We start from the raw sequence: 18461 nt of genomic DNA, 5'->3' as shown, positions 1-18461 counted from the left end.
GGTGGCCATGGTGCCGGCCTCGATCAGGCGGCGGGTATCGGCTTTGGTTCCGCCGCCGCCTCCGCCGAGGGCCTGCACGTAGTCCTCGGGGCTGTTGTATCCCTTCTTTCTCGACAGGCCCTCCCTGCCGAGCGTCCAGTCGGATCGGCCGGCCATATTCGCCGCCGACAGTGCGTAGGCCGCGGTGACCTCACGCAGGTGGTGGGCTATCGCCCGGTGGGTGTTCTCCGACCCGTCGTCGGACAACTCCGCGAACGATCTCGCGGACACATCTGACCGGGCCAACGCCCCGGTCAGATCAACGAAAACACCTTCGATGGTGATTGTCATGAGAAAAGTGTGACAGACACCACCGACACTGACCGGTGATCGAACAAGCCCTGCGTTAGACGGCGCTGGAGCCCGCCCACAGGTTGATGCCCTTGTCGGTGGCATGCTCGTCGATGGCAGCGAGTTCCTCGACGCTGAATGACAGGTTGTCGAGGGCTGCCACGTTGGACTCGAGCTGAGCCACCGACGACGCCCCGATGAGCGCGGACGTCACGGCCGTATTGCGCAGCACCCAGGCGAGCGCCATCTGAGCGAGCGACTGCCCGCGGGCCTGCGCGATGTCGGTGAGGGCGCGAATGCTCGCGAGCGTCGCGTCGTTCACCATGTCCTTGTTCGCGGAGCCGTCGCGGGCCACCCGCGAATCACCCGGAATGCCCTGCAGGTACCGGTCGGTGAGCAGCCCCTGCGCGAGAGGCGAGAACGCGATACAGCCGGCACCGATCTCATCCAGGGTGTCCAGCAGGTCGTCTTCGACCCAGCGGTTGAACAGCGAGTAAGAGGGCTGGTGGATCAACAGCGTGGTGCCCATGTCGGCGAGGATCGCCGCGGCTTCACGGGTTCGCTCGGGCGAGTACGAGGAGATGCCGGCGTAGAGCGCGCGTCCGCTCGTGACCGCCGTGTGGAGGGCACCCATCGTCTCTTCCAGCGGGGTGTCCGGGTCGGCACGGTGGGAGTAGAAGATGTCGACGTAGTCAACGCCCATGCGGCCAAGGGACTGGTCCAAGCTCGAGAGCAGGTACTTGCGGGAGCCGTTGTTGCCGTAGGGGCCGTCCCACATGTCGTAGCCCGCCTTCGTTGAGAGCACGACCTCGTCGCGGTGCCCGGCGAAGTCCTCACGAAAGATCTGGCCGAAGTTCGTCTCAGCGCTGCCGTAGGGAGGTCCGTAGTTGTTCGCGAGATCGAAGTGCGTGATGCCGAGGTCGAAGGCGCGGCGCAGGATGGCACGCTGGGTTTCGAGTGGCTTGTCGTCGCCGAAGTTCTGCCACAGCCCGAGGGAAATCGAGGGCAACTTGAGCCCGCTCCGCCCCGTGCGTCGGTACGGCATGGACTCATAACGGTTCTCTGCGGGAAGGTAGGTCACCTTTTCATGATGCCATGGCCCGGGCACTATCCGTAGTTGACTGGGTTCATGCGAATAAACGGCGTGCACCATATCGCGATCATTGCGAGCGACTACGAGATCTCGAAGACGTTCTACCAGGAGGTGCTCGGCTGCCGGCTCGAGGCGGAGTATTACCGGGCGGAACGCGAGTCGTGGATGGGCAAGCTCTCACTCAACGGCACATACATCATCGAGCTGTTCACGTTTCCCAACACCCCGCCTCGGGCCAGCGGGCCGGAGGCCCTCGGGCTGCGCCACCTCGCATTCGAGGTGGATGATGTTCCGGCCGCCCGCAACGAGCTGATCGGTCGTGGCGTTGAGTGCGAGGAACTCCGCACCGATCCCCACACTCTCAAAGGCATGTTCTTCTTCCGCGACCCGGACGGCCTGCCCCTCGAAATCTACGAAGGCTAGCGCGGACGGCGCCGCGCCCTGACGAATTCAGGGCGCGCCGCGACGCTCAGTCCGCGCGCTCTCAGTGCGCGCGCTCTCAGTGCGCGCGCTCTCAGTGCGCGCGCTCTCAGTGCGCGCGCTCTCAGTGCGCGCGCTCTCAGTGCGCGCGCTCTCAGTGCGCGCGCTCTCAGTGCGCGCGCTCTCAGTGCGCGCGCTCTCAGTGTGCGCGCTCTCAGTGTGCGCGCTTCTGCGGAACGCGATTCTCCGCGCCCACCATCCAGGCATACTGCTCGAGCTTTTCGATGAAGACGTGCAGGATGTCCGCGCTCGTGGGATCTTCCTCGTCGACCGCGTCGTGCACGGCTCGCATGTTGTCCACGGCGGCGCCGAGGCGTTCGGTGATCAGGCCTACGGTCTCGGTGGTGTCGACTTCGCCGTCGGGGAACGGGGACAGATGCGTGGTCGTGGAGACCGTTGAACTCCGGCCGTCAGGCATCGCCTCGAGCGCGCGCATCCGCTCGGCCAGCTGGTCGGAAAACTCCCGAACGTCCACGACGATCTCGTCGAGCTGCAGGTGCAGGTCGCGGAAATTCTTGCCCACGACGTTCCAGTGCGCCTGCTTGCCCTGGACGTGCAGCTCGATCAAGTCGACCAGAACGGACTGGAGGTTGTTGCTGAGTGTGACGGAGGCGTGCATGCGGTGTCCTCTTTCCGTGAGCGGATTGTGCTGAGTGCCGAGGTTACCAAGGCAAGCTGATCACGCCCAGAGCGGCAGGAATGCAAGAATCTAGACATGGCAGAGCAACGGGCGATGGTGGTGTCGGTGAGCCGCGACGACGGGCACCGCTTCAGCAAGCCGACGGTCGGTGAGATTCGGCTCGTGGCCGGTCACGGCGTGGAGGGCGACTCACACGCCGGTACCACCACGCAGCACCGGTACCTAGTGAAGAAAGACCCCACCCGAGCCAACCTCACGCAGGTGCACCTGATCCAGGCAGAACTCTTCGACGACCTCGACGGCTTCACCGTGGCCCCGGGCGAACTCGGCGAGAACGTGACCACCCGGGGTCTCGACCTGATGACCCTGCCGCTCGGCGCCCGCCTGCACCTCGGACGAGACGCCATCGTGGAGCTCACGGGTATGCGCAGCCCCTGCAGCAGCATCAACGGCTACCAGAAGGGGCTGATGAAGCAGCTCATCACCACGGATGCCGCCGGCCGTCCCCACCGCCGGGCCGGCGTCATGGGCGTGGTCGCCGCAACGGGCACGATCCGCGCGGGTGACGCCATCCGGGTCGAGCTTCCCCGAGGCGAGCAGCGCCCGCTCGGCGTCGTCTGAAGCCGGCGCGGTCTCGATCTCGGCAGGCTCGATCCAAGCGTTCCTTCGTCGCCTCGCTGGTTGAGGCGCGAGCTTGCGAGCGATCGAAACCCCGCAGGACAAAACGCAGACCCGGTCACCGTGTCGACTCAGCACGTGCACCGCATCTGCCATTCCCCCCGGTGAAGCGAGCCGCCCAACCACCTCGATCCATCCTTCACGCGCCTCGCCCAACGGGGACAAAGCCAGGAGCGAGCGACACCAGGCCGACCCTCGAGGGACTAGTCCTCGAGCGCGACCTCTTCGGAGGCCTGGAACCACGGCGGGTACACGGCGACCTTCGGGCGGTAGGTCGACGCCTGGAGGATCTCGCGCACGGCGTCGCGCACGCGGTCGTTCGCCACGCCGAGAAGGGTGACGAGCTCCAGGGGGAAGGCCTCCTGCACGAGCAGTTCCGCGTGCAGCAGCGCGTCGGAGTCGGGGTCGGACCGCAGGCGCACCAGCATCCGTTCGACGCCCTCGCTCGTCGAGACCACCCGAGTCGAGGCATCGGCGGCGTCATCGTCGGCGACGGCAACGGCAGCCGGGAACTCGTCGTTGCTGGGGGCGTGGGCGTCGACGACCCTTTTGACCGTGCTGACGAAGATCACGAAGTCGTAGGCGTCCGAGCCGTGGGCATTCAGTACCAGGCGCGGGTCGCCGGAGCGGGCACGGATGGCGTCCCAGACGCTCGCATTCGGTGAGAGGAAGAACGGTACGCAATCGGCGATGACGAGGCCGTCTTCGCCGGGCAGGGCCGCGGCACGTCGGGCCTCACGCACGGCTGCGGCGGAGATGTCCACGCTGGGCCGCGTGACGAGGGCGTCGCTCGCGTCGGCGAGCAGGCCGCCGCTCGCGAGGATCGCGGCGAGGTTGCTGATGTGCGTGACATGGTAAATGCGCTGCTCGCCCACATTGTCGATGGGGCGCTTGGCGGCCGCCGCCTTGCGCGGCGCAGCGGACGAAGCCGTGGGCGTGACCTTACGAGGGCCGGTCAGCGACGGCGCTTGGCAGTGGTGGAGCGCTTACGCACGGTGGGCACGGCCACGACCTCCGGTGCCGCCTTGGGAAAGCAGACCGCGCAAAGTTTGCCGTCAAGTCCGTGAATGCATTCGTCGTCCAAAATCAAAACCTTTCGTGGGCGTGGGGGAAACACCACCCACCAACGTTACGTTCATTTTGGCCCTCGCGGTGACAGTCCCCCACCTGTTCACCTGCCCGGCACCGGTCAGGGCAGCAGGCTGAAGACCACTCCCCCGTCGGTGACCCTCACCCGGAGGCGTTCAAGGCTCGGCACCACGAGGTCGGCCTCGAGCTCGGCGGCCCCATGTGTTCCGACGACGCCGATCGTGGCGCAACCGGCGGCGCGCGCCGCCGCGAGGCCCGCCGGGGCGTCTTCGATCACGACGCACTCGCGCGGGTCGACACCGAGCCGCGCGGCCCCCTCAAGGAACGGTTCAGGGTTGGGTTTTCCCCGGCTCGTGTCGTCGATCGTGACCACAACGGATGGCGCGATCAGGCCCGAGGCGGCAATGCGCGCGGCGGCGAGGGTACGGGCGCACGACGTCACAATCGCCCGCTGCTGCTCCGGAATGCTGAGCAACAGCTCGGCCGCACCGGGCAGCACCGTGATGTCTGCGGTGTCGGCGGTCTCGAGCGCCAGCACCCGGGCCAGAGCATCCTCCACCTTGGCGGGAGGCACGAGCGACTCCACGATCTGGCGCGCCGGCATGCCGTGGTTGCCCGAACGGAAGGCTTCATCGAGCCCGCGCTCCGCAGCCCACCGCTGCCAGGATCGGTTCACGGCTGGGGTGGAATCGATAAGCGTGCCGTCCATGTCGAAGAGCACGGCGTGAAAAACCCGTCCCAATACCTCTGTGGTGGTCTGCGCGCGGGTTCCTTTCCAACGTTGCTTCAAGGGTAGGCGACGGATGCGTTCACCCATCAGCCGCACAAGACGCCCGGGTATCCTGAACGGATGCAGATTTCCGATGTGAACCCCACCAGCGCACAACGACTGATCACGGTGATCCAAAGCCTCGCCGAATTCGACGTGGTGCAGTCGACCGAAGAAGACCAGCTCGCCGTGCAGGAGGCCGTTGCCCTGACCTCTCCCGAACACCAGCAGGCGTTGCTGATTGCCCTCCTGTTGGAGCGCGTGCGCGCATAGAATTGTCTGCATGATGATCAACCGGCTTGAGTCGAACGAAGTGTTTGTGTTCGGTTCCAACGCGACCGGACAGCACGTGGGCGGTGCCGCGGCAGACGCCCACGCCAACTTCGGCGCGGTCTGGGGCGAGGGTCACGGGTTACACGGGCGCTCCTACGCCATCGACACCATGAGCGGCTTGGACACCCTCGCGGCCGAGGTCAGCACGTTTCTCACATTCGCCCAAGCCCACAGCGAGCTGCGATTCTTAGTCACTGAGATCGGCTGCGGCATCGGTGGCTATACCCCCGAGCAGATTGCGCCGCTCTTCACCCTGGCGACCGACAATGTGATGCTGCCGGCCCGATTCCTGGCGGCTATCGCCGCCCGCAGCAGAACCTGAATCCGCCAAGCGACTCCCACGCGGGCAGCACCGCATCCGCGGTTAGATCGCGAAGTCGCCGTCCTTCGAGACGAGCTCGGAACTCAGCGGTCGCATCGGCTTGTCGGCGCTGTAAGACGAGGTCACCAGGATCGGCATGTGGTCGCTCGTTCCGCTCGGCAGGGTCGAAACCTTGTCGATGCTGAGGCCCACCGAGGTGGCGAGGTCGAAGTGCCCGTGAAAGAATTTGTACCGCGTGTACGTGACCGTGTCGCTCAGGGTCAGATCGTAGCCGGACTCGTTCACCCGGTTACTGAGGTGCTGCTTGAAAACCGGGTAGTTGTAATCGCCCACCATCAGGGTCGGCAGTCCCGGGCCTAGCTGGTGAAGTTCGTCGTGAGCGGAGCGGATCTGATTGCGGCGCAGGGAGTTGAGCGCCGTCAGCGGTGCAGCGTGGAACGATGCCACGACGATCTCGCGCTGCTCGGCGAGGTCGATCAGTCGCGTCCCGATCAGGCGTTCGTGCGCGGGGGTCAGCACGCGGTCGTGCAGCGACTTCTTGAGCGCGAACGTTTGCGTCTTGACCGCCTCAAAGCGGTCCCGGCGGTAATAGATCGCCAGTCCGAGACGGTTGCGTATCGTGGAGTCCGCCAGATGCAGCAGGCCGACCTCGGCGGGCAGCTCGAGCGTGTCGCATTCCTGCAGACACAGGATGTCAGGATCGTACCGTTCGACCAGCGCGACGAGTTCACCGCTGGCCCGATTCTTGCGGAGGTTGTAACTGATGACCTTCATGGAAGACCTGCCTCAAACTGATTTGGAATAGTGCCAGCGTACGGTCTTCAATTGTGAATTTGCACCGTATGCAGGTTTAGCCGGCACCAACGATCAGCAGCGTGGCGCAGAAGACGAGGCCGGCCGCGACGAATGTAATGGTCGTGTAACCCAGAATATCGCGCATCTTGAGGCCGGCGATGGCCAGCAGCGGGAGGGCCCAGAAGGGCTGGATCATGTTCGTCCACTGGTCGCCGTAGGACACCGCCATGATCGCCACGGACGGATCAACTCCGAGGCGTCCGGCCGCATCGAGCATGATGGGCCCCTGCACGGCAAACTGCCCGCCGCCGGAGGGAACGAAGAAATTCACCAGCCCGGCCGACAGTAGGGCCATCATGCCGAAGGTCTGCGGCGTCGAGACGCTCACAAAGAAGTCCGAGAAGACCCCGATCAGTCCGGACCCCACCATCATGCCGAGGATCCCGGCGTAGAGCGGGAACTGCAGCAGAATGTCGCCCACGTTGGACGCGGCGTTCCTGGTGAGCCGGATCAGCTCGAACGGATTGCGCACGAGCAGAAAGATCAGCGCCAGGAATGACCAGTTGACGATGTCGAGGGTGAGCGTGCCTCCCTCGGAGAAATGGATCACCAGATAAGCCACCAGCGCGAGCCCGACGAGCAGCGTCAGGATACGGCTGGCATCGAGCCGGTCAGCGGGCGTGACCACATCTTCTTCCGCGACGGCCTTGTCTCTCGCATCGAATTCGAGCTCGAAGATCGGCGCAGTGCGCTTGGGAGCCACGAGGGCCAGAGCCAGGGCCACGACCACGATCGTGGCGCCGGCCGCGGCGATATTCCACGGCGAGAACATGGTGTCGGACAGCGGGATCGTTCGGCCGAGTTGCTCGGCCAGGAACGACCCTTCGGTGGCCGCCGTCAGCGGGCCGGAGCCGGAATACCCCATGTGCCAGACGACGAAGCCGGAGTAGCCGGCGGCCACGAGCAGCGGAAAGTGGAGTTTCACGCCGCGGGCACGCAACTGGGCCGCCACTTCCTTGGCGAGCAGCCCGCCCACGACCAGACCGAGGCCCCACGTGATCAGCGAGGCGAGGGAAGCGACGACGAACACGAACACGTAGGCCTGCAAGGGACTCCGGGGAATACCGCCGAGCCTGGTCAGCAGCCGGTGCACGGGGCTCGTGTTGGCCAGGGCGTGGCCCAAAAGCAGTACGAGGGCCATCTGGGTCATGAAGGCGAGCAGACCGGCGAGGCCGTCACCCCAACTGCGGATCACGTCGACAGGCCCCGAGTCGGTCAGCGTGAGGGCCAGAACGGCCACCACGATCGTGAGCACGATAACAAAAACCAGGGCACTGGGGATGTAGCGCTCAACGAGGGTGTTGATCGGTCTCATGAAGGCGGCGACGGGTCCCGTGGCGCGTTTATCGGTGACTGTTGACACGGAGAATCCCCCTGGATTGCAACGGCGTTGTGGATTCAGGGCGTCTGCACTGACGGTATAAACGTAGCAGCAGGCCTAGGCGGTTCCCGTGGCCGGGCATCCGCGTGCTTAGACTCAGGGAGGCGGATAGCGTCCGTCAGACTTTGAGGCGCAGAACCATGACCCAGAACGACATCGTGTTAATCCGGCACGGGCAGACCGAGTGGAGCATCACCGGGCAGCACACCGGCCGCACGGACGTACCCCTCACCGACTTCGGTCGCCAGCAGGCGGATGCCCTCGGCGACATGCTGGACGGCACGCATTTCGGACTGGTGCTCTCGAGCCCCCTCGTGCGGGCCTGGGAAACAATGGCTCGGGCAGGCTACGGGACAGTGGGCGTGCCCAACGAGAACGTGCTCGAATGGGACTACGGCGTGTACGAAGGCAAACGAACCGACGACATCCGCACGCAGATTCCGGGCTGGTCGGTGTGGACGCACCCGATCGAGGGCGGAGAATCACCGGATGAGGTGGGTGCCAGAGCCGACCTCGCGATCGAGCAGTGCCTTGCCGCCGAGGGTCGGGTGGCCGTCTTTGCCCATGGCCATTTTCTGCGCGTCATGGCCGCGCGCTGGATGGGCCTGCCGGCATCCGCGGGCGCGAACCTGGGGCTGGGCACCGCGACGGTGTCGACGTTGGGCTGGGAGCGCGAGAATCGCGTGTTGACGGGCTGGAATGACGCCTGCCATCTCAGCTCTATGGACCCGGTGCTCTAACGCGACACCCCTCTTTGCGGCCCCCGCCGCCGCCGCCGTTGTAGCATCAGCACTGTAATAAACCTCTAAGGAGCTCGCGATGGCACGCACGATCTACACGACCGATCAGAAGATTGCCCGACTACGCGTCTACAACGTCGTGGCCGGATCCTTGCACCTGGTGCAGGCCATCGGCTTCGCCTTCGTGCTCACCCTGCTCAGCGCGCAGGTCACTTTTCCCGTGACCGCGGACTACCTTGGCGGCGCTCCCGGCATGCCGGTGCCGCCCGAACGCGTGACCCTGTTCAGCGTGAACGTGGGCATCGGCGTCGTGGCGTTCCTCGCCCTGTCGGCGTTCTTCCACTTCCTCATTTCGTCGCCGCAGTTCTTCCCACGCTACGCCGCCGGTCTCAAGAACACCCACAACTACTTCCGCTGGGTCGAATACTCACTCAGCTCGTCCATCATGATCTGGCTGATCGCCCAGATCACCGGGATCACGGACATCGGGGCACTGTTCGCCATCTTCGCGGCCAACGCCGCCATGATCCTGTTCGGTGCCCTGCAGGAAAAGTACGAGAAGCCGGGCAACGGCAACGCACTGCCCTTCATCTTCGGCTGCATGGTGGGCATCGTGCCCTGGATCATCATCCTGGTATACGTACTTGCCCCCGGCTCCAACAGCGGCGTGGCGCCGCCCGCCTTCGTCTACGGCATCATCATCTCGCTCTTCCTGCTGTTCAACACCTTCGCGGTGAACCAGGTGCTGCAGTACAAGCAGGTCGGCGGCTGGCGCGACTACATCCGCGGTGAGCGGGCCTACATCACGCTCAGCCTGGTGGCCAAGACTGCCCTGGCCTGGCAGGTCTTCTCGGGCGCGATCATTCCGGCGATCGCCGGCTAGCGCCCCTGTTGCGGCACCCCAGCGAGGACTACATTGGGTGCCGTCGGCCTCGGTCAAGGTCGGCAAACGACCGAAGGCGAGGAAAATCTGATGGACGCCCAACAGATCGAGTTGGAGCCGCGCATCATGGTGGGTGTGCACGACATCATCCCCATGGACCACATGACGGAGTATTTCGACCGGGCATTCGCCACGGCCGCCGCCGAGTTGAGCCGTCAGGGAGTCTTCCCCGCCGGTCCGCCCGTGGCGGTCTACCACGGTGCGCCCTCCGAGGACAGGGCCGACATCACGGCCGGCTTCCCGGTGGCGCAGCCGCTTGTGCCAACACCGGCCGCGGTGCTGGAGCCCATCCCCGGTGGGCCGGCGATCGTGGCCATCCACACCGGACCGTACGACACGCTCGCTGAGACCTATGCCGAACTCACGGACTTCCTGGTCGAGCAAAGCCTGCAGGCCGCGGGTGACATGTGGGAGGAGTACCTCGTGGGGCCGGATGTTGAGCCAGACCCCGGGAAATGGCAGACCAGGATCGTCTTCCCGCTGGCATAGGAGTCCGGTCTGCGGAGTCTGGGGAATTTCTCAGTAATAACATGCGTTTGCATGTAATAATCGAGAAGCATCCCCCAACGCCCCAGACAGGACTCCCCCATGACCGCCCAGACCTCCGGCCTGCACCACGTCACCGCGATTGCCGGTGCGCCGCAACGCAACATCGACTTCTACGTGACGGGCCTCGGACTGCGGCTCGTCAAGAAGACCGTGAACTTCGACGACCCCGGCACCTATCACCTGTACTACGGGGATGATGCGGGTCGCCCCGGCTCCCTGCTCACCTTTTTCCCCTGGACGGGGATCTCGAGCGGTGTCGCCGGGTCCGGCCAGTCCACCTCGACGGCATTCTCCGTGCCAGCCGGCAGCCTCGGCTGGTGGGCCACACACTTCAGGAACCTCGGTGTGGAGTCGACCCTGACCTCCGAGTCCTCCAGCGAGGAGCGCCTGTCGCTGCTCGACCCCGACGGCCTGCAGCTTGACCTCGTGGCCTCGTCCACGGTTGATCCGCGCAACCCGTGGGATTCGGCATCCGTTCCCGCCGAGTACGCCGTGCGCGGTCAGCACTCCTCCGTGCTCACCGTCGCCGACCCCACCGGCACCGTTGAGGTTCTCACCCGGGACCTCGGCATGCACCTCATCTCGGAGACGGCCGATCGCATCCGGGTGGGTGCCGGCGACGGAGCTCCCGGCAACATCGTGGACATCATCGCCGACCCCACGGGCCAGGTGGGCCGCACCGCGGGCGGAAGCGTGCACCACATCGCATTCCGTGTGCCGGACCACACCACCCAGGAACTGTGGCGCGACGAGCTCGTCGACCGCGGCTATGACGTGACGGCCATTCTCGACCGGCAGTACTTCACGTCCATCTACTTCCGGGAGCCCGGCGGCGTGCTGTTCGAAATCGCCACGGACACTCCCGGTTTCGACATCGACGAGCCGCTCCTCGAACTGGGCCGTTCGCTCAAGCTACCGCCGTGGCTCGAGCCCAACCGCAGCCAGATCGAGCAGGCGGTCGTTCCGATCACCCTGCCGGCCGAGAACAACCCCACGCTCGTTCTGGACCGCTGATCATGAGCCTCGACACCATGACCGCTGAGTGGCCCCACCACTATCGCGCCGGTTCCGCGGGCGCGCCCGTGCTGCTGATGCTGCACGGTACCGGCGGAAACGAAGAAGAGTTCGCCCGACTGGCGGACGCCCTCGACCCCGACGCCACCGTGCTCGCACCCCGTGGCCGGGTGACCGAGGGCGGCATGCTGCGTTGGTTCCGCCGCGTCTCGGAAGGCGTGTTCGACGTGGACGACGTTGTGCGCCGCGCCGGAGACCTGGCCTGGTTCCTCGCCTGGGCCCGCGCACACTATGAGTTCGGCGAGCGCCCGGTGATCGCCGTGGGCTTCTCGAACGGCGCCAACATCGCCCTGGCCACCGTGTTGCTGCACCCGGAGGCGCTTGACGGCGTCGTGGCGTTCTCGGGTATGTTCCCGCTCACCGGACGCGAGCAGACCGCCGGTCTGTCCGGCACGCCGGTGCTGCTGCTCAATGGCCGCTCCGACCCGATGGCTCCGCTCGCGAGCGTGACTACCCTCGCCGCAGCCCTGACCGAGGCCGGAGCCCTGCTGGACCAGCGCCTGCGTGACGGCGGTCATGGTGTGGCAGCGGCCGACGTCACCGCCGCTCAGGGGTGGCTCGCCCAGCGGGCCCTCGTCGCCGGGTAACGCGCGGTAGGCGCAGGCATCCGTTGCCCTCCGCGACGGATACCCTGCGCCATTTGCCGAATCGGCTACCCGCGCTAGGCTGCCACCGAAACGGGAGGCAGCATGAGCGATACAGAGCACATCTCGGGCCCTCAGGACCCGCAGATCGAGGCCCCGCAGAGCGACGACACGCAGAGCCGCGAGTTACCGGACCCCACGGAGAAGGCCATTCTGCCGCCCGATCGTGACGCGGAACGCGCCGCACGACACCGCGAGCGCGACACGAGGCTACGCATCCTTCGTGGCAAATCCGATCTGGCACATTCCGCGGTGCATGCAATCGCAGCACTCCATCTGGATGGCGATCAGCTGGAGGGCCTGCTCAGCGAAGCGACCCCGACAGAGGCGGAACGCATTCGGATCTCCGAGCACCGCATCTCGATGCGCCTGACCGAAGCGCGCGCGCTCGCTGAGGCGGCCGAGGCGGCGTACGAACAGGCGGCCATGCAGGAGTTCGACGACGACACGGTGTAACCGGTGGAGCGGCTGGCGCAGAAGCGCCGGCCGCTCCACCCGTACCGTGTTCGGACTGCGAGCTTCCGGCTTCGGCTTTCGGCTTTCGGCTTTCGGCTTTCGGCTTTCGGCTTTCGGCTTTCGGCTTTCGGTCAGAGCGTGTCCAGCCGGCTCTCCGCCTCGGCGATGCGTGGCACGGTCTGCATGAAGCTGTCCGGGTTGAGCGAGATCGAGTCGATTCCCTCCTGCACGAGGAAGGCCGCGAAGTCCGGGTGGTTGCTCGGCCCCTGGCCGCAGATCCCGATCTTGATTCCCGCAGCGTGGGCCTTGTGGATCGCTTCACTGATCGTACGCAGCACGGCCTCGTCCCGCTCATCGAAAAGCGCGGCGAGATCTTCGGCATCACGGTCGACCCCCAGCACGAGTTGGGTGAGGTCGTTCGAGCCGATGGAGAAGCCGTCGAACCGGGTGGCGAACTTCTCGGCCAGAATGACGTTGGCCGGGATCTCACACATCATGTAGACCTGCAGGCCGTTTTCACCGCGTTTCAGGCCGTTCGACGCCATCACCGCGAGCACCTTGTCGGCCTCGGCGACGGTGCGGCAGAACGGGACCATCACGATGACGTTGTCGAACCCGATCGTTTCCCGCACCAGTTTGATCGCCCGGCATTCGAGGCTGAAGCCCTCGCGGTACCGTTCGTCGTAGTACCGGGACGCGCCGCGGAACCCGATCATCGGGTTCTCTTCGGACTTTTCGAAATCGGTGCCGCCGATCAGGTGGGCGTACTCGTTGGTTTTGAAGTCACTCATCCGCACGATCACCGGGTTCGGGTGGTACGGCGACGTGAGCTTCGCGATGCCCAGCGCAAGCGTCTGCACGAAGTATTCCTTCGGGTCGGCATAGCCGACGGTGAGTCGGGCGATCTCGCGGCGGGTGTGCTCATCGCTCACCTGCTCGGGGTGAACCAGAGCCATCGGGTGGATTTTGATCAGGTTGTTGATGATGAATTCCATCCGGGCCAGGCCAACACCGGCCGCGGGCAGCCGCCACCACTCGAAGGCCGCCGCCGGGCTGGCGATGTTCACCATCACCTTCGTGCGCGTGCTGGGCACCGTACCGAGGTCCACCTCTTCGGAGACGAACGCCAGGGCGCCGGCATAGACGGATCCTTCGTCGCTGTCGGCGCAGCTCAGGGTGATCACCTCGCCGTCGGTGAGCACCTCCGTTGCATGCCGGGTGCCGACGACGGCGGGAACGCCCAGTTCCCGACTCACGATCGCGGCGTGGCTTGTCGGCCCACCGTGGTCGGTCACAATTCCGGCGGCACGCGCCATGATCGGCACCCAGTCCGGGTCGGTCATTTCGGTCACCAGAATGGCCCCGTCCACGAATTTTTCGATATCGGCCGGGTCTTTGATCACGCAGGCCTGCCCCGAGGCGATCTTGTCGCCGATCGCAATGCCGGAGATCAGCAGTGGCCCGGACTCAATGAGATGGCTCACCGTGAACACCGTGCTGCTCGCCTGCGATTGCACGGTCTCCGGCCGAGCCTGCACCATGAAAAGTTCGCCGCTCTGGCCGTCCTTGGCCCACTCCATGTCCATCGGCCGACCGTAGTGCTTCTCCACGATCACGGCCCAACGGCCCAACTTCACGATGTCGGCGTCGGTCAGCACGAAGGACCGTCGTTCTCGGTCGCTCGTGTCGACCGTGCGGGTGCGCGCGCTGGCGCCCGCTGCGTAGATCATCTTGCGCTCCTTGGCGCCGAGGTTCTTCTCGATGATCGGTGTGCACCCCGGACGTTCCAAAAGGGCCTTGAACACGACGTACTTGTCGGGGTCGACAACGCCCTGCACCACGGTTTCTCCGAGTCCCCACGCGGCGCTGATCACGGCCACGCCGTCGAATCCGCTGTCGGTGTCGATCGAGAACATGACACCGGAACCACCAAGGTCGGAGCGCACCATGCGCTGCACGCCGATCGACAGGGCCACCTCGAGGTGGTCGAAGTCCTTCAGCTCGCGGTAGCTGATCGCTCGGTCGGTGAAGAGTGACGCGTAGCACCGTCGGCAGGCGTCGAGCAGGTCGCGCTCGCCCGTGACGTTGAGGAATGTTTCCTGCTGGCCCGCGAAGCTCGCGTCGGGCAGGTCCTCGGCGGTGGCGCTGCTGCGTACGGCCACGGCCAGATTCGGGCTTCCGGCGCTCGTCGAGAGCGTGCGATAGGCCTCACGGATGCCGTGCGCCGTGTCTTCCGGAAACGCGCCGCTCAAAAACAGCTCGCGCAGAGCCTCGCCCGTCTCCCGCAGCGTGGAATCCCCGTCGTGGTAGCGCTTGAGCTGATGACGCATCGCCGGTTTGATGCCGTTGGCGGCCACGAAATCCCGGTACGCCTCCGCGGTGGTGGCGAATCCGTGGGGAACCCGCACTCCCTCACCCGTGAGCGCTCGCACCATCTCGCCGAGCGATGCGTTCTTGCCTCCGACCTGAGCGATGTCTCCCAGGCCAACCTCGTCAAACCACACCACACTGCTCTCGCGCATCGCTTCCGCCCTCGGGTCTTGTGCCGGGCTCGCCGACTGCACCGCCCTGGCTGTGGCACCCTACTGCGCAATATCCGGTCCGGCTAGGACCTCCCACGCAAAACCGGTGTTGGTGAGACACGCCGGGTCGCAGCGCCACCAGGAGCGGCGTGTCACTAACTTTTCCGGTTTTACTACCCGGCTCGGGCGGGATCAGGGAGAGCTCAGGTGTCCTGGGCCGAGCGGTTGAGATCTCGGGACAGCTCGTCCGCGACGGCGCGCAGCAGGGGCACCGCCCGCTCGGCGAAGGCGTCGTCGATGCGGGAAACCGGTCCGGAGACAGAGATCGCGGTGAGCGTCGGCGCGTTCGGCACTCCGATGGCAAAGCAGCGCACTCCCACCTCCTGCTCGCCGTCGTCGATGGCGTACCCGCGTTCACGGATCAGCCGCAGGTCGGTGAGCAGATCGTCGACGTGTGTGATGCTCGTGCTCGTGGCACTCGGCATGCCGGCTCTCGCCACGATCGCGCGCACCGTGTCATCCTTCATCTGCGCCAGGATCGCCTTGCCCACACCGGTGTCGTGCAGGTGTGCCCGGCGGCCCACCTCGGTAAACATGCGCATTGAGTGCTTCGACGGCACCTGGGCGATGTAGAGCACCATGTCGGAATCGAGCACGGCCATGTTGGCCGTTTCTCCGAGCTGGTCCACGAGGGTTCGCAGTTGGGGCCGCACCAGCGCGCCCAGCTGTTTGCTCGCGCCCTCACCGAGTCGAATCAGGCCTGGCCCGAGCACGTACCGGCGGTTGGCGAGCTGGCGCACGTACCCCTTGACCACGAGGGTGCGCAACAGGCGGTGGATGGTGGGCAGGGGCAGCTCCGTCGACGTGGCGAGCTCGCTCAGCATCACCTCGCCGCCGGCCGCCGTGATCAATTCGAGCAGTTCGAAGACACGCTCAACGGACTGCACACCGCCTGAGGACGCGCGTTCAACCATTTTGGCCCTCCAAAGGGGCTTAGTAAATCTTCTTCTGTCACAATTCAGAATGTAATATCCATTATACGGAAACTCCGGTGTAGCTCCGTGCGCCGCGGCCCTCCTAGCCTCATAGCCTCACCTAAAACCGCAGTTTCTGAGACACGCCGCACCCAACCGCCACCCCGACCCGGCGTGTCTCACATTCTCCGGTTTTACGCGGCCCCGCACGACAGGGCGGGCGGCAGCGGATGTTCCACTGCCGCCCGCTCTCGGGTGACGGTACTATGCGCGCGACGGTTCGGGCGCCAGCACGGCCGCCTTCTGGCGCAGCATCCACCGCACGATGAGGCCGAGCGTCGTCATGAGCAGCACGAGCATGATCGTGCCGAGGTTGACGCCGAGGCCGTAGATGAAGATGAACGAGATCGATCCGGCCGCGATGCAGTAATAGAGAGTGACAAGGATGGTCTTCCGCAGCAGATCACCCTCCCGACCGAGCAATCCCACCGTGGCCGACGCCGCCACGATGTTGTGGATGGCGATCGGGTTGCCGCCAGCGCCGCCGACGGCCTGGGCTGCCACAACCTGCTCCGGGTTCACACCGATGGCATTACCGGTGGAGAACTGGAACTGCGAGAACGTGAGATTCGACACCGTGTTGGAACCGGCGACGAAGGCGCCGAGCGCCCCAATGAACGGGGCGATGAACGGCCAGGAACTGCCCGAAATCGCGGCCGCTCCCTCGGCGAGAGTCACCGGCATGCTCGACAGGCCCGACGCGTTGAGGTCCGGTCCGGACTGGATCAGCACGCGCACCAGCGGCACGGCAAACAGCAAGGCCACGGCCGTTCCCGCCAGCTGTGTGCCCGAGACCGCCCAGGTCTTGCGAATCTGCGCCCCGTTCATGCGATGGAGGGCATAAGCGAACAGTGAGGCCAGAATGAGCAGGAAGGCCGGCGAATAGAAGGGCTGCACCGCTGTGGAGATATCGGTTCCGAGGATGTTGTTGAACGGGATCGCGATGCCGGTCAGGAATTCCTTGGCCGGCGCGATGACGCGGCTGCCGACGAGGAGCACGGCCATCAGCACGTATGGCGCCCAGGCGCTCACGATGCCGATACGACGCGCGGATGCGACGGGTGCCGCGGCCGGTTCCATAGTGCCCATCCAGCGCGGGCTCCAGGTACTGCGGGGGCCGAAGTCGAAGGTTTTCTTGGGCATCAGGAAGCCCTTGCTCGATGTGAACATCACCAGGATGAGCCCGAACAGGCCCCCGAACAGCGATGGGAACTCCGGTCCGAGGAAGCGAGCCACCAGCACCGACGGGATGGTCATGGCGACCGACGCGTACAGGGCGAACGGCCAGATGGCCAGGCCGTCGCGGAAACGCCGTTCGGGGCCGAAGAACCCCGTGAGCATGCACACGAGGATCAACGGGATGAGCAGCCCGACGATCGCGTGAATCGTCGCCACCTGGAATCCGATCGACGCCACGAACTCAGGCATCGTCACGCCGAGCACGGAGATGCGTTCGGCCACCGAGGGGTCACCACCGAGGCCGCCGCCGACACCCACAATGATGGGTGTGCCGACGGCACCGAAGCTCACCGGTGTGCTCTGGATTATCAGGCCCACCATCACGGCGGCCATCGCCGGGAAACCCATCGCCAACAGCAGCGGCGCGACCACCGCCGCGGGAGTGCCGAAGCCCGATGCTCCCTCAATGAAACTTCCGAAGAGCCAACCGATAATCACGGCCTGGATGCGCCGATCGGGCGAGATATTGTTGAACCCCGCGCGGATCGTTGCCATCGCCCCGCCCACCGTCAGCGTTGACAGCAGGAGAAGCGCTCCGAACACGATGTAGAGCAGGGTGGCGGCCGTGATCACGCCCTCCAGGGATGCCGCGAGGACTCCCCGAACGTCCATTTTCCAGACGGCAAGGGCGACGATCACGGCGGCGACGTAACCCAGTGGCATTGCATATTTGGCCGGCCAGCGGAATCCGGCGAGCAGTATGCCCACCAGCAGAATTGGTGCCAGCGCTAACAGGCTGAGCACAGCAAGATTGTCCACGATGAGGTCCTCTCTGACCAATTTTCGTATGGTGAAACTTTATTACTGTTTCGTGGATGTCAGCCTAGCTTCCCCGCATTCAGGGTCAACGGATACGCCGCCTTTAGACTCAAGGAATGACAGACACTGCGGCACCCACAGACCAGAACCAGCGCATCACGATGTTCGGCGCCGAGTGGTGCGGCGACTGCCGTCGTTCCAAGAAGCTGCTCGACACGCTCGGGGTCGACTACGACTACGTCGACCTGGAGGCCGTGGAAGACGGCGCCGACCGGGCCAAGGCCATCAGCGGCCTCACCCGTATACCCGTGATCGCGTTCCCCGACGACACCCACGTCGTCGAGCCCACGGATGCGGCGCTGCACGCGAAGCTCGTCGCCCTCGGCACCATCTCGTAGACTCGCGGGTTGCCGCCGCCAGAGTTGTTGGCGGGTTCCCCTGTCACCTCGTACCGGGCCCCGGGCTCGTGCTGCTGATCGTCGCAGGCGGCCATAGGCGGTGACCCTCCTGCTCCTGCTCCTGCTCCTGCTC

General features: G+C 65.4%; 21 protein-coding genes. 11 read left to right on the top strand and 10 right to left on the bottom strand.

Features of this window, described 5'->3' with window-relative positions:
- Together JF66_RS09640 and mgrA are read right to left on the bottom strand one after the other, a co-directional pair.
- A partial coding sequence (locus JF66_RS09640; protein WP_035877400.1) for a hypothetical protein occupies positions 1-330 on the bottom strand: 330 nt, incomplete at its 3' end.
- 55 nt (positions 331-385) lie between these two features.
- A complete protein-coding gene (gene mgrA, locus JF66_RS09635; protein ID WP_035877399.1) occupies positions 386-1411 on the bottom strand; it encodes an L-glyceraldehyde 3-phosphate reductase in 1026 nt (341 codons plus the stop codon).
- 48 nt (positions 1412-1459) lie between these two features.
- On the opposite strand from mgrA, the gene JF66_RS09630 reads away from it, so the two are divergent.
- The gene (locus tag JF66_RS09630) at positions 1460-1846 is read left to right on the top strand and encodes a VOC family protein (protein ID WP_035877398.1); all 387 of its coding nucleotides are present in this window, start codon (positions 1460-1462) and stop codon (positions 1844-1846) included.
- A gap of 211 nt (positions 1847-2057) precedes the next feature.
- Here JF66_RS09630 and JF66_RS09625 read toward each other — a convergent pair whose 3' ends face one another.
- Positions 2058-2522 (bottom strand): Dps family protein, encoded by a 465-nt coding sequence (locus JF66_RS09625; RefSeq protein ID WP_035877397.1) that lies wholly within the window; start codon positions 2520-2522, stop codon positions 2058-2060.
- A 96-nt stretch (positions 2523-2618) separates the two neighbouring features.
- On the opposite strand from JF66_RS09625, the gene JF66_RS09620 reads away from it, so the two are divergent.
- Positions 2619-3164 carry an MOSC domain-containing protein gene (locus JF66_RS09620; protein ID WP_035877396.1) on the top strand — a complete coding sequence of 182 codons (546 nt, stop codon included), beginning with the start codon at positions 2619-2621 and terminating at the stop codon, positions 3162-3164.
- 260 nt (positions 3165-3424) lie between these two features.
- Here the strand turns inward: JF66_RS09620 and JF66_RS09615 are convergent, their stop codons facing one another.
- Both JF66_RS09615 and JF66_RS09610 read right to left on the bottom strand, forming a co-directional pair.
- Positions 3425-4096 carry a DarT ssDNA thymidine ADP-ribosyltransferase family protein gene (locus JF66_RS09615; RefSeq protein ID WP_035877394.1) on the bottom strand — a complete coding sequence of 224 codons (672 nt, stop codon included), beginning with the start codon at positions 4094-4096 and terminating at the stop codon, positions 3425-3427.
- A gap of 314 nt (positions 4097-4410) precedes the next feature.
- Positions 4411-5127, bottom strand: a complete 717-nt coding sequence (locus JF66_RS09610; RefSeq protein WP_081882279.1) for an HAD-IA family hydrolase — start codon at positions 5125-5127, stop codon at positions 4411-4413.
- Between the two features lie 33 nt (positions 5128-5160).
- On the opposite strand from JF66_RS09610, the gene JF66_RS09605 reads away from it, so the two are divergent.
- Together JF66_RS09605 and JF66_RS09600 are read left to right on the top strand one after the other, a co-directional pair.
- Positions 5161-5352, top strand: a complete 192-nt coding sequence (locus tag JF66_RS09605) for a hypothetical protein (protein ID WP_035877392.1) — start codon at positions 5161-5163, stop codon at positions 5350-5352.
- A gap of 10 nt (positions 5353-5362) precedes the next feature.
- Positions 5363-5734, top strand: a complete 372-nt coding sequence (locus tag JF66_RS09600) for a hypothetical protein (RefSeq protein WP_035877391.1) — start codon at positions 5363-5365, stop codon at positions 5732-5734.
- A gap of 42 nt (positions 5735-5776) precedes the next feature.
- On the opposite strand, the gene JF66_RS09595 is transcribed toward JF66_RS09600, so the two are convergent.
- Together JF66_RS09595 and JF66_RS09590 are read right to left on the bottom strand one after the other, a co-directional pair.
- Positions 5777-6508, bottom strand: coding sequence for an endonuclease/exonuclease/phosphatase family protein (locus JF66_RS09595; protein WP_035877390.1), 732 nt, complete (start codon positions 6506-6508; stop codon positions 5777-5779).
- Between the two features lie 76 nt (positions 6509-6584).
- Positions 6585-7904, bottom strand: a complete 1320-nt coding sequence (locus JF66_RS09590; protein WP_051973360.1) for a short-chain fatty acid transporter — start codon at positions 7902-7904, stop codon at positions 6585-6587.
- A gap of 206 nt (positions 7905-8110) precedes the next feature.
- Between JF66_RS09590 and JF66_RS09585 the strand changes: the two genes are divergently transcribed.
- The 6 genes from JF66_RS09585 (at position 8111) to JF66_RS09560 (ending at position 12376) form a co-directional block, all read left to right on the top strand.
- Positions 8111-8710, top strand: coding sequence for a histidine phosphatase family protein (locus JF66_RS09585; protein WP_035877388.1), 600 nt, complete (start codon positions 8111-8113; stop codon positions 8708-8710).
- A 79-nt stretch (positions 8711-8789) separates the two neighbouring features.
- Complete coding sequence (heR, locus tag JF66_RS09580; RefSeq protein WP_035877387.1) at positions 8790-9593, top strand: heliorhodopsin HeR; 804 nt, start codon at positions 8790-8792, stop codon at positions 9591-9593.
- A gap of 90 nt (positions 9594-9683) precedes the next feature.
- Positions 9684-10142, top strand: coding sequence for a GyrI-like domain-containing protein (locus JF66_RS09575; RefSeq protein WP_035877383.1), 459 nt, complete (start codon positions 9684-9686; stop codon positions 10140-10142).
- A 99-nt stretch (positions 10143-10241) separates the two neighbouring features.
- On the top strand, positions 10242-11216 hold the full coding sequence (locus JF66_RS09570; protein WP_035877382.1) for a ring-cleaving dioxygenase: 975 nt from the start codon (positions 10242-10244) through the stop codon (positions 11214-11216).
- A gap of 2 nt (positions 11217-11218) precedes the next feature.
- Positions 11219-11863 carry an alpha/beta hydrolase gene (locus JF66_RS09565; RefSeq protein WP_035877380.1) on the top strand — a complete coding sequence of 215 codons (645 nt, stop codon included), beginning with the start codon at positions 11219-11221 and terminating at the stop codon, positions 11861-11863.
- A gap of 102 nt (positions 11864-11965) precedes the next feature.
- Positions 11966-12376 carry a hypothetical protein gene (locus JF66_RS09560; protein ID WP_035877379.1) on the top strand — a complete coding sequence of 137 codons (411 nt, stop codon included), beginning with the start codon at positions 11966-11968 and terminating at the stop codon, positions 12374-12376.
- Between the two features lie 131 nt (positions 12377-12507).
- Here the strand turns inward: JF66_RS09560 and ppsA are convergent, their stop codons facing one another.
- The 3 genes from ppsA to JF66_RS09545 all read right to left on the bottom strand — a co-directional run bounded on the left by ppsA (position 12508) and on the right by JF66_RS09545 (position 17930).
- Complete coding sequence (gene ppsA, locus JF66_RS09555) at positions 12508-14898, bottom strand: phosphoenolpyruvate synthase (protein ID WP_035877375.1); 2391 nt, start codon at positions 14896-14898, stop codon at positions 12508-12510.
- A 203-nt stretch (positions 14899-15101) separates the two neighbouring features.
- Positions 15102-15872: an IclR family transcriptional regulator gene (locus tag JF66_RS09550; RefSeq protein WP_035877374.1), complete on the bottom strand. Its 771-nt coding sequence runs from the start codon at positions 15870-15872 to the stop codon at positions 15102-15104.
- A 264-nt stretch (positions 15873-16136) separates the two neighbouring features.
- The gene (locus JF66_RS09545; RefSeq protein WP_081882282.1) at positions 16137-17930 is read right to left on the bottom strand and encodes an L-lactate permease; all 1794 of its coding nucleotides are present in this window, start codon (positions 17928-17930) and stop codon (positions 16137-16139) included.
- Between the two features lie 116 nt (positions 17931-18046).
- On the opposite strand from JF66_RS09545, the gene JF66_RS09540 reads away from it, so the two are divergent.
- Positions 18047-18328, top strand: a complete 282-nt coding sequence (locus JF66_RS09540) for a glutaredoxin domain-containing protein (protein ID WP_035877370.1) — start codon at positions 18047-18049, stop codon at positions 18326-18328.
- Positions 18329-18461 lie beyond the last annotated feature (133 nt).

The sequence above is a fragment of the Cryobacterium sp. MLB-32 genome (assembly GCF_000738085.1).
In the GTDB taxonomy this organism is placed as follows: domain Bacteria; phylum Actinomycetota; class Actinomycetes; order Actinomycetales; family Microbacteriaceae; genus Cryobacterium.
The sequence above is the reverse complement of the archived record's forward strand: the minus strand, read 5'-3'. Positions and strand labels throughout refer to the sequence as shown.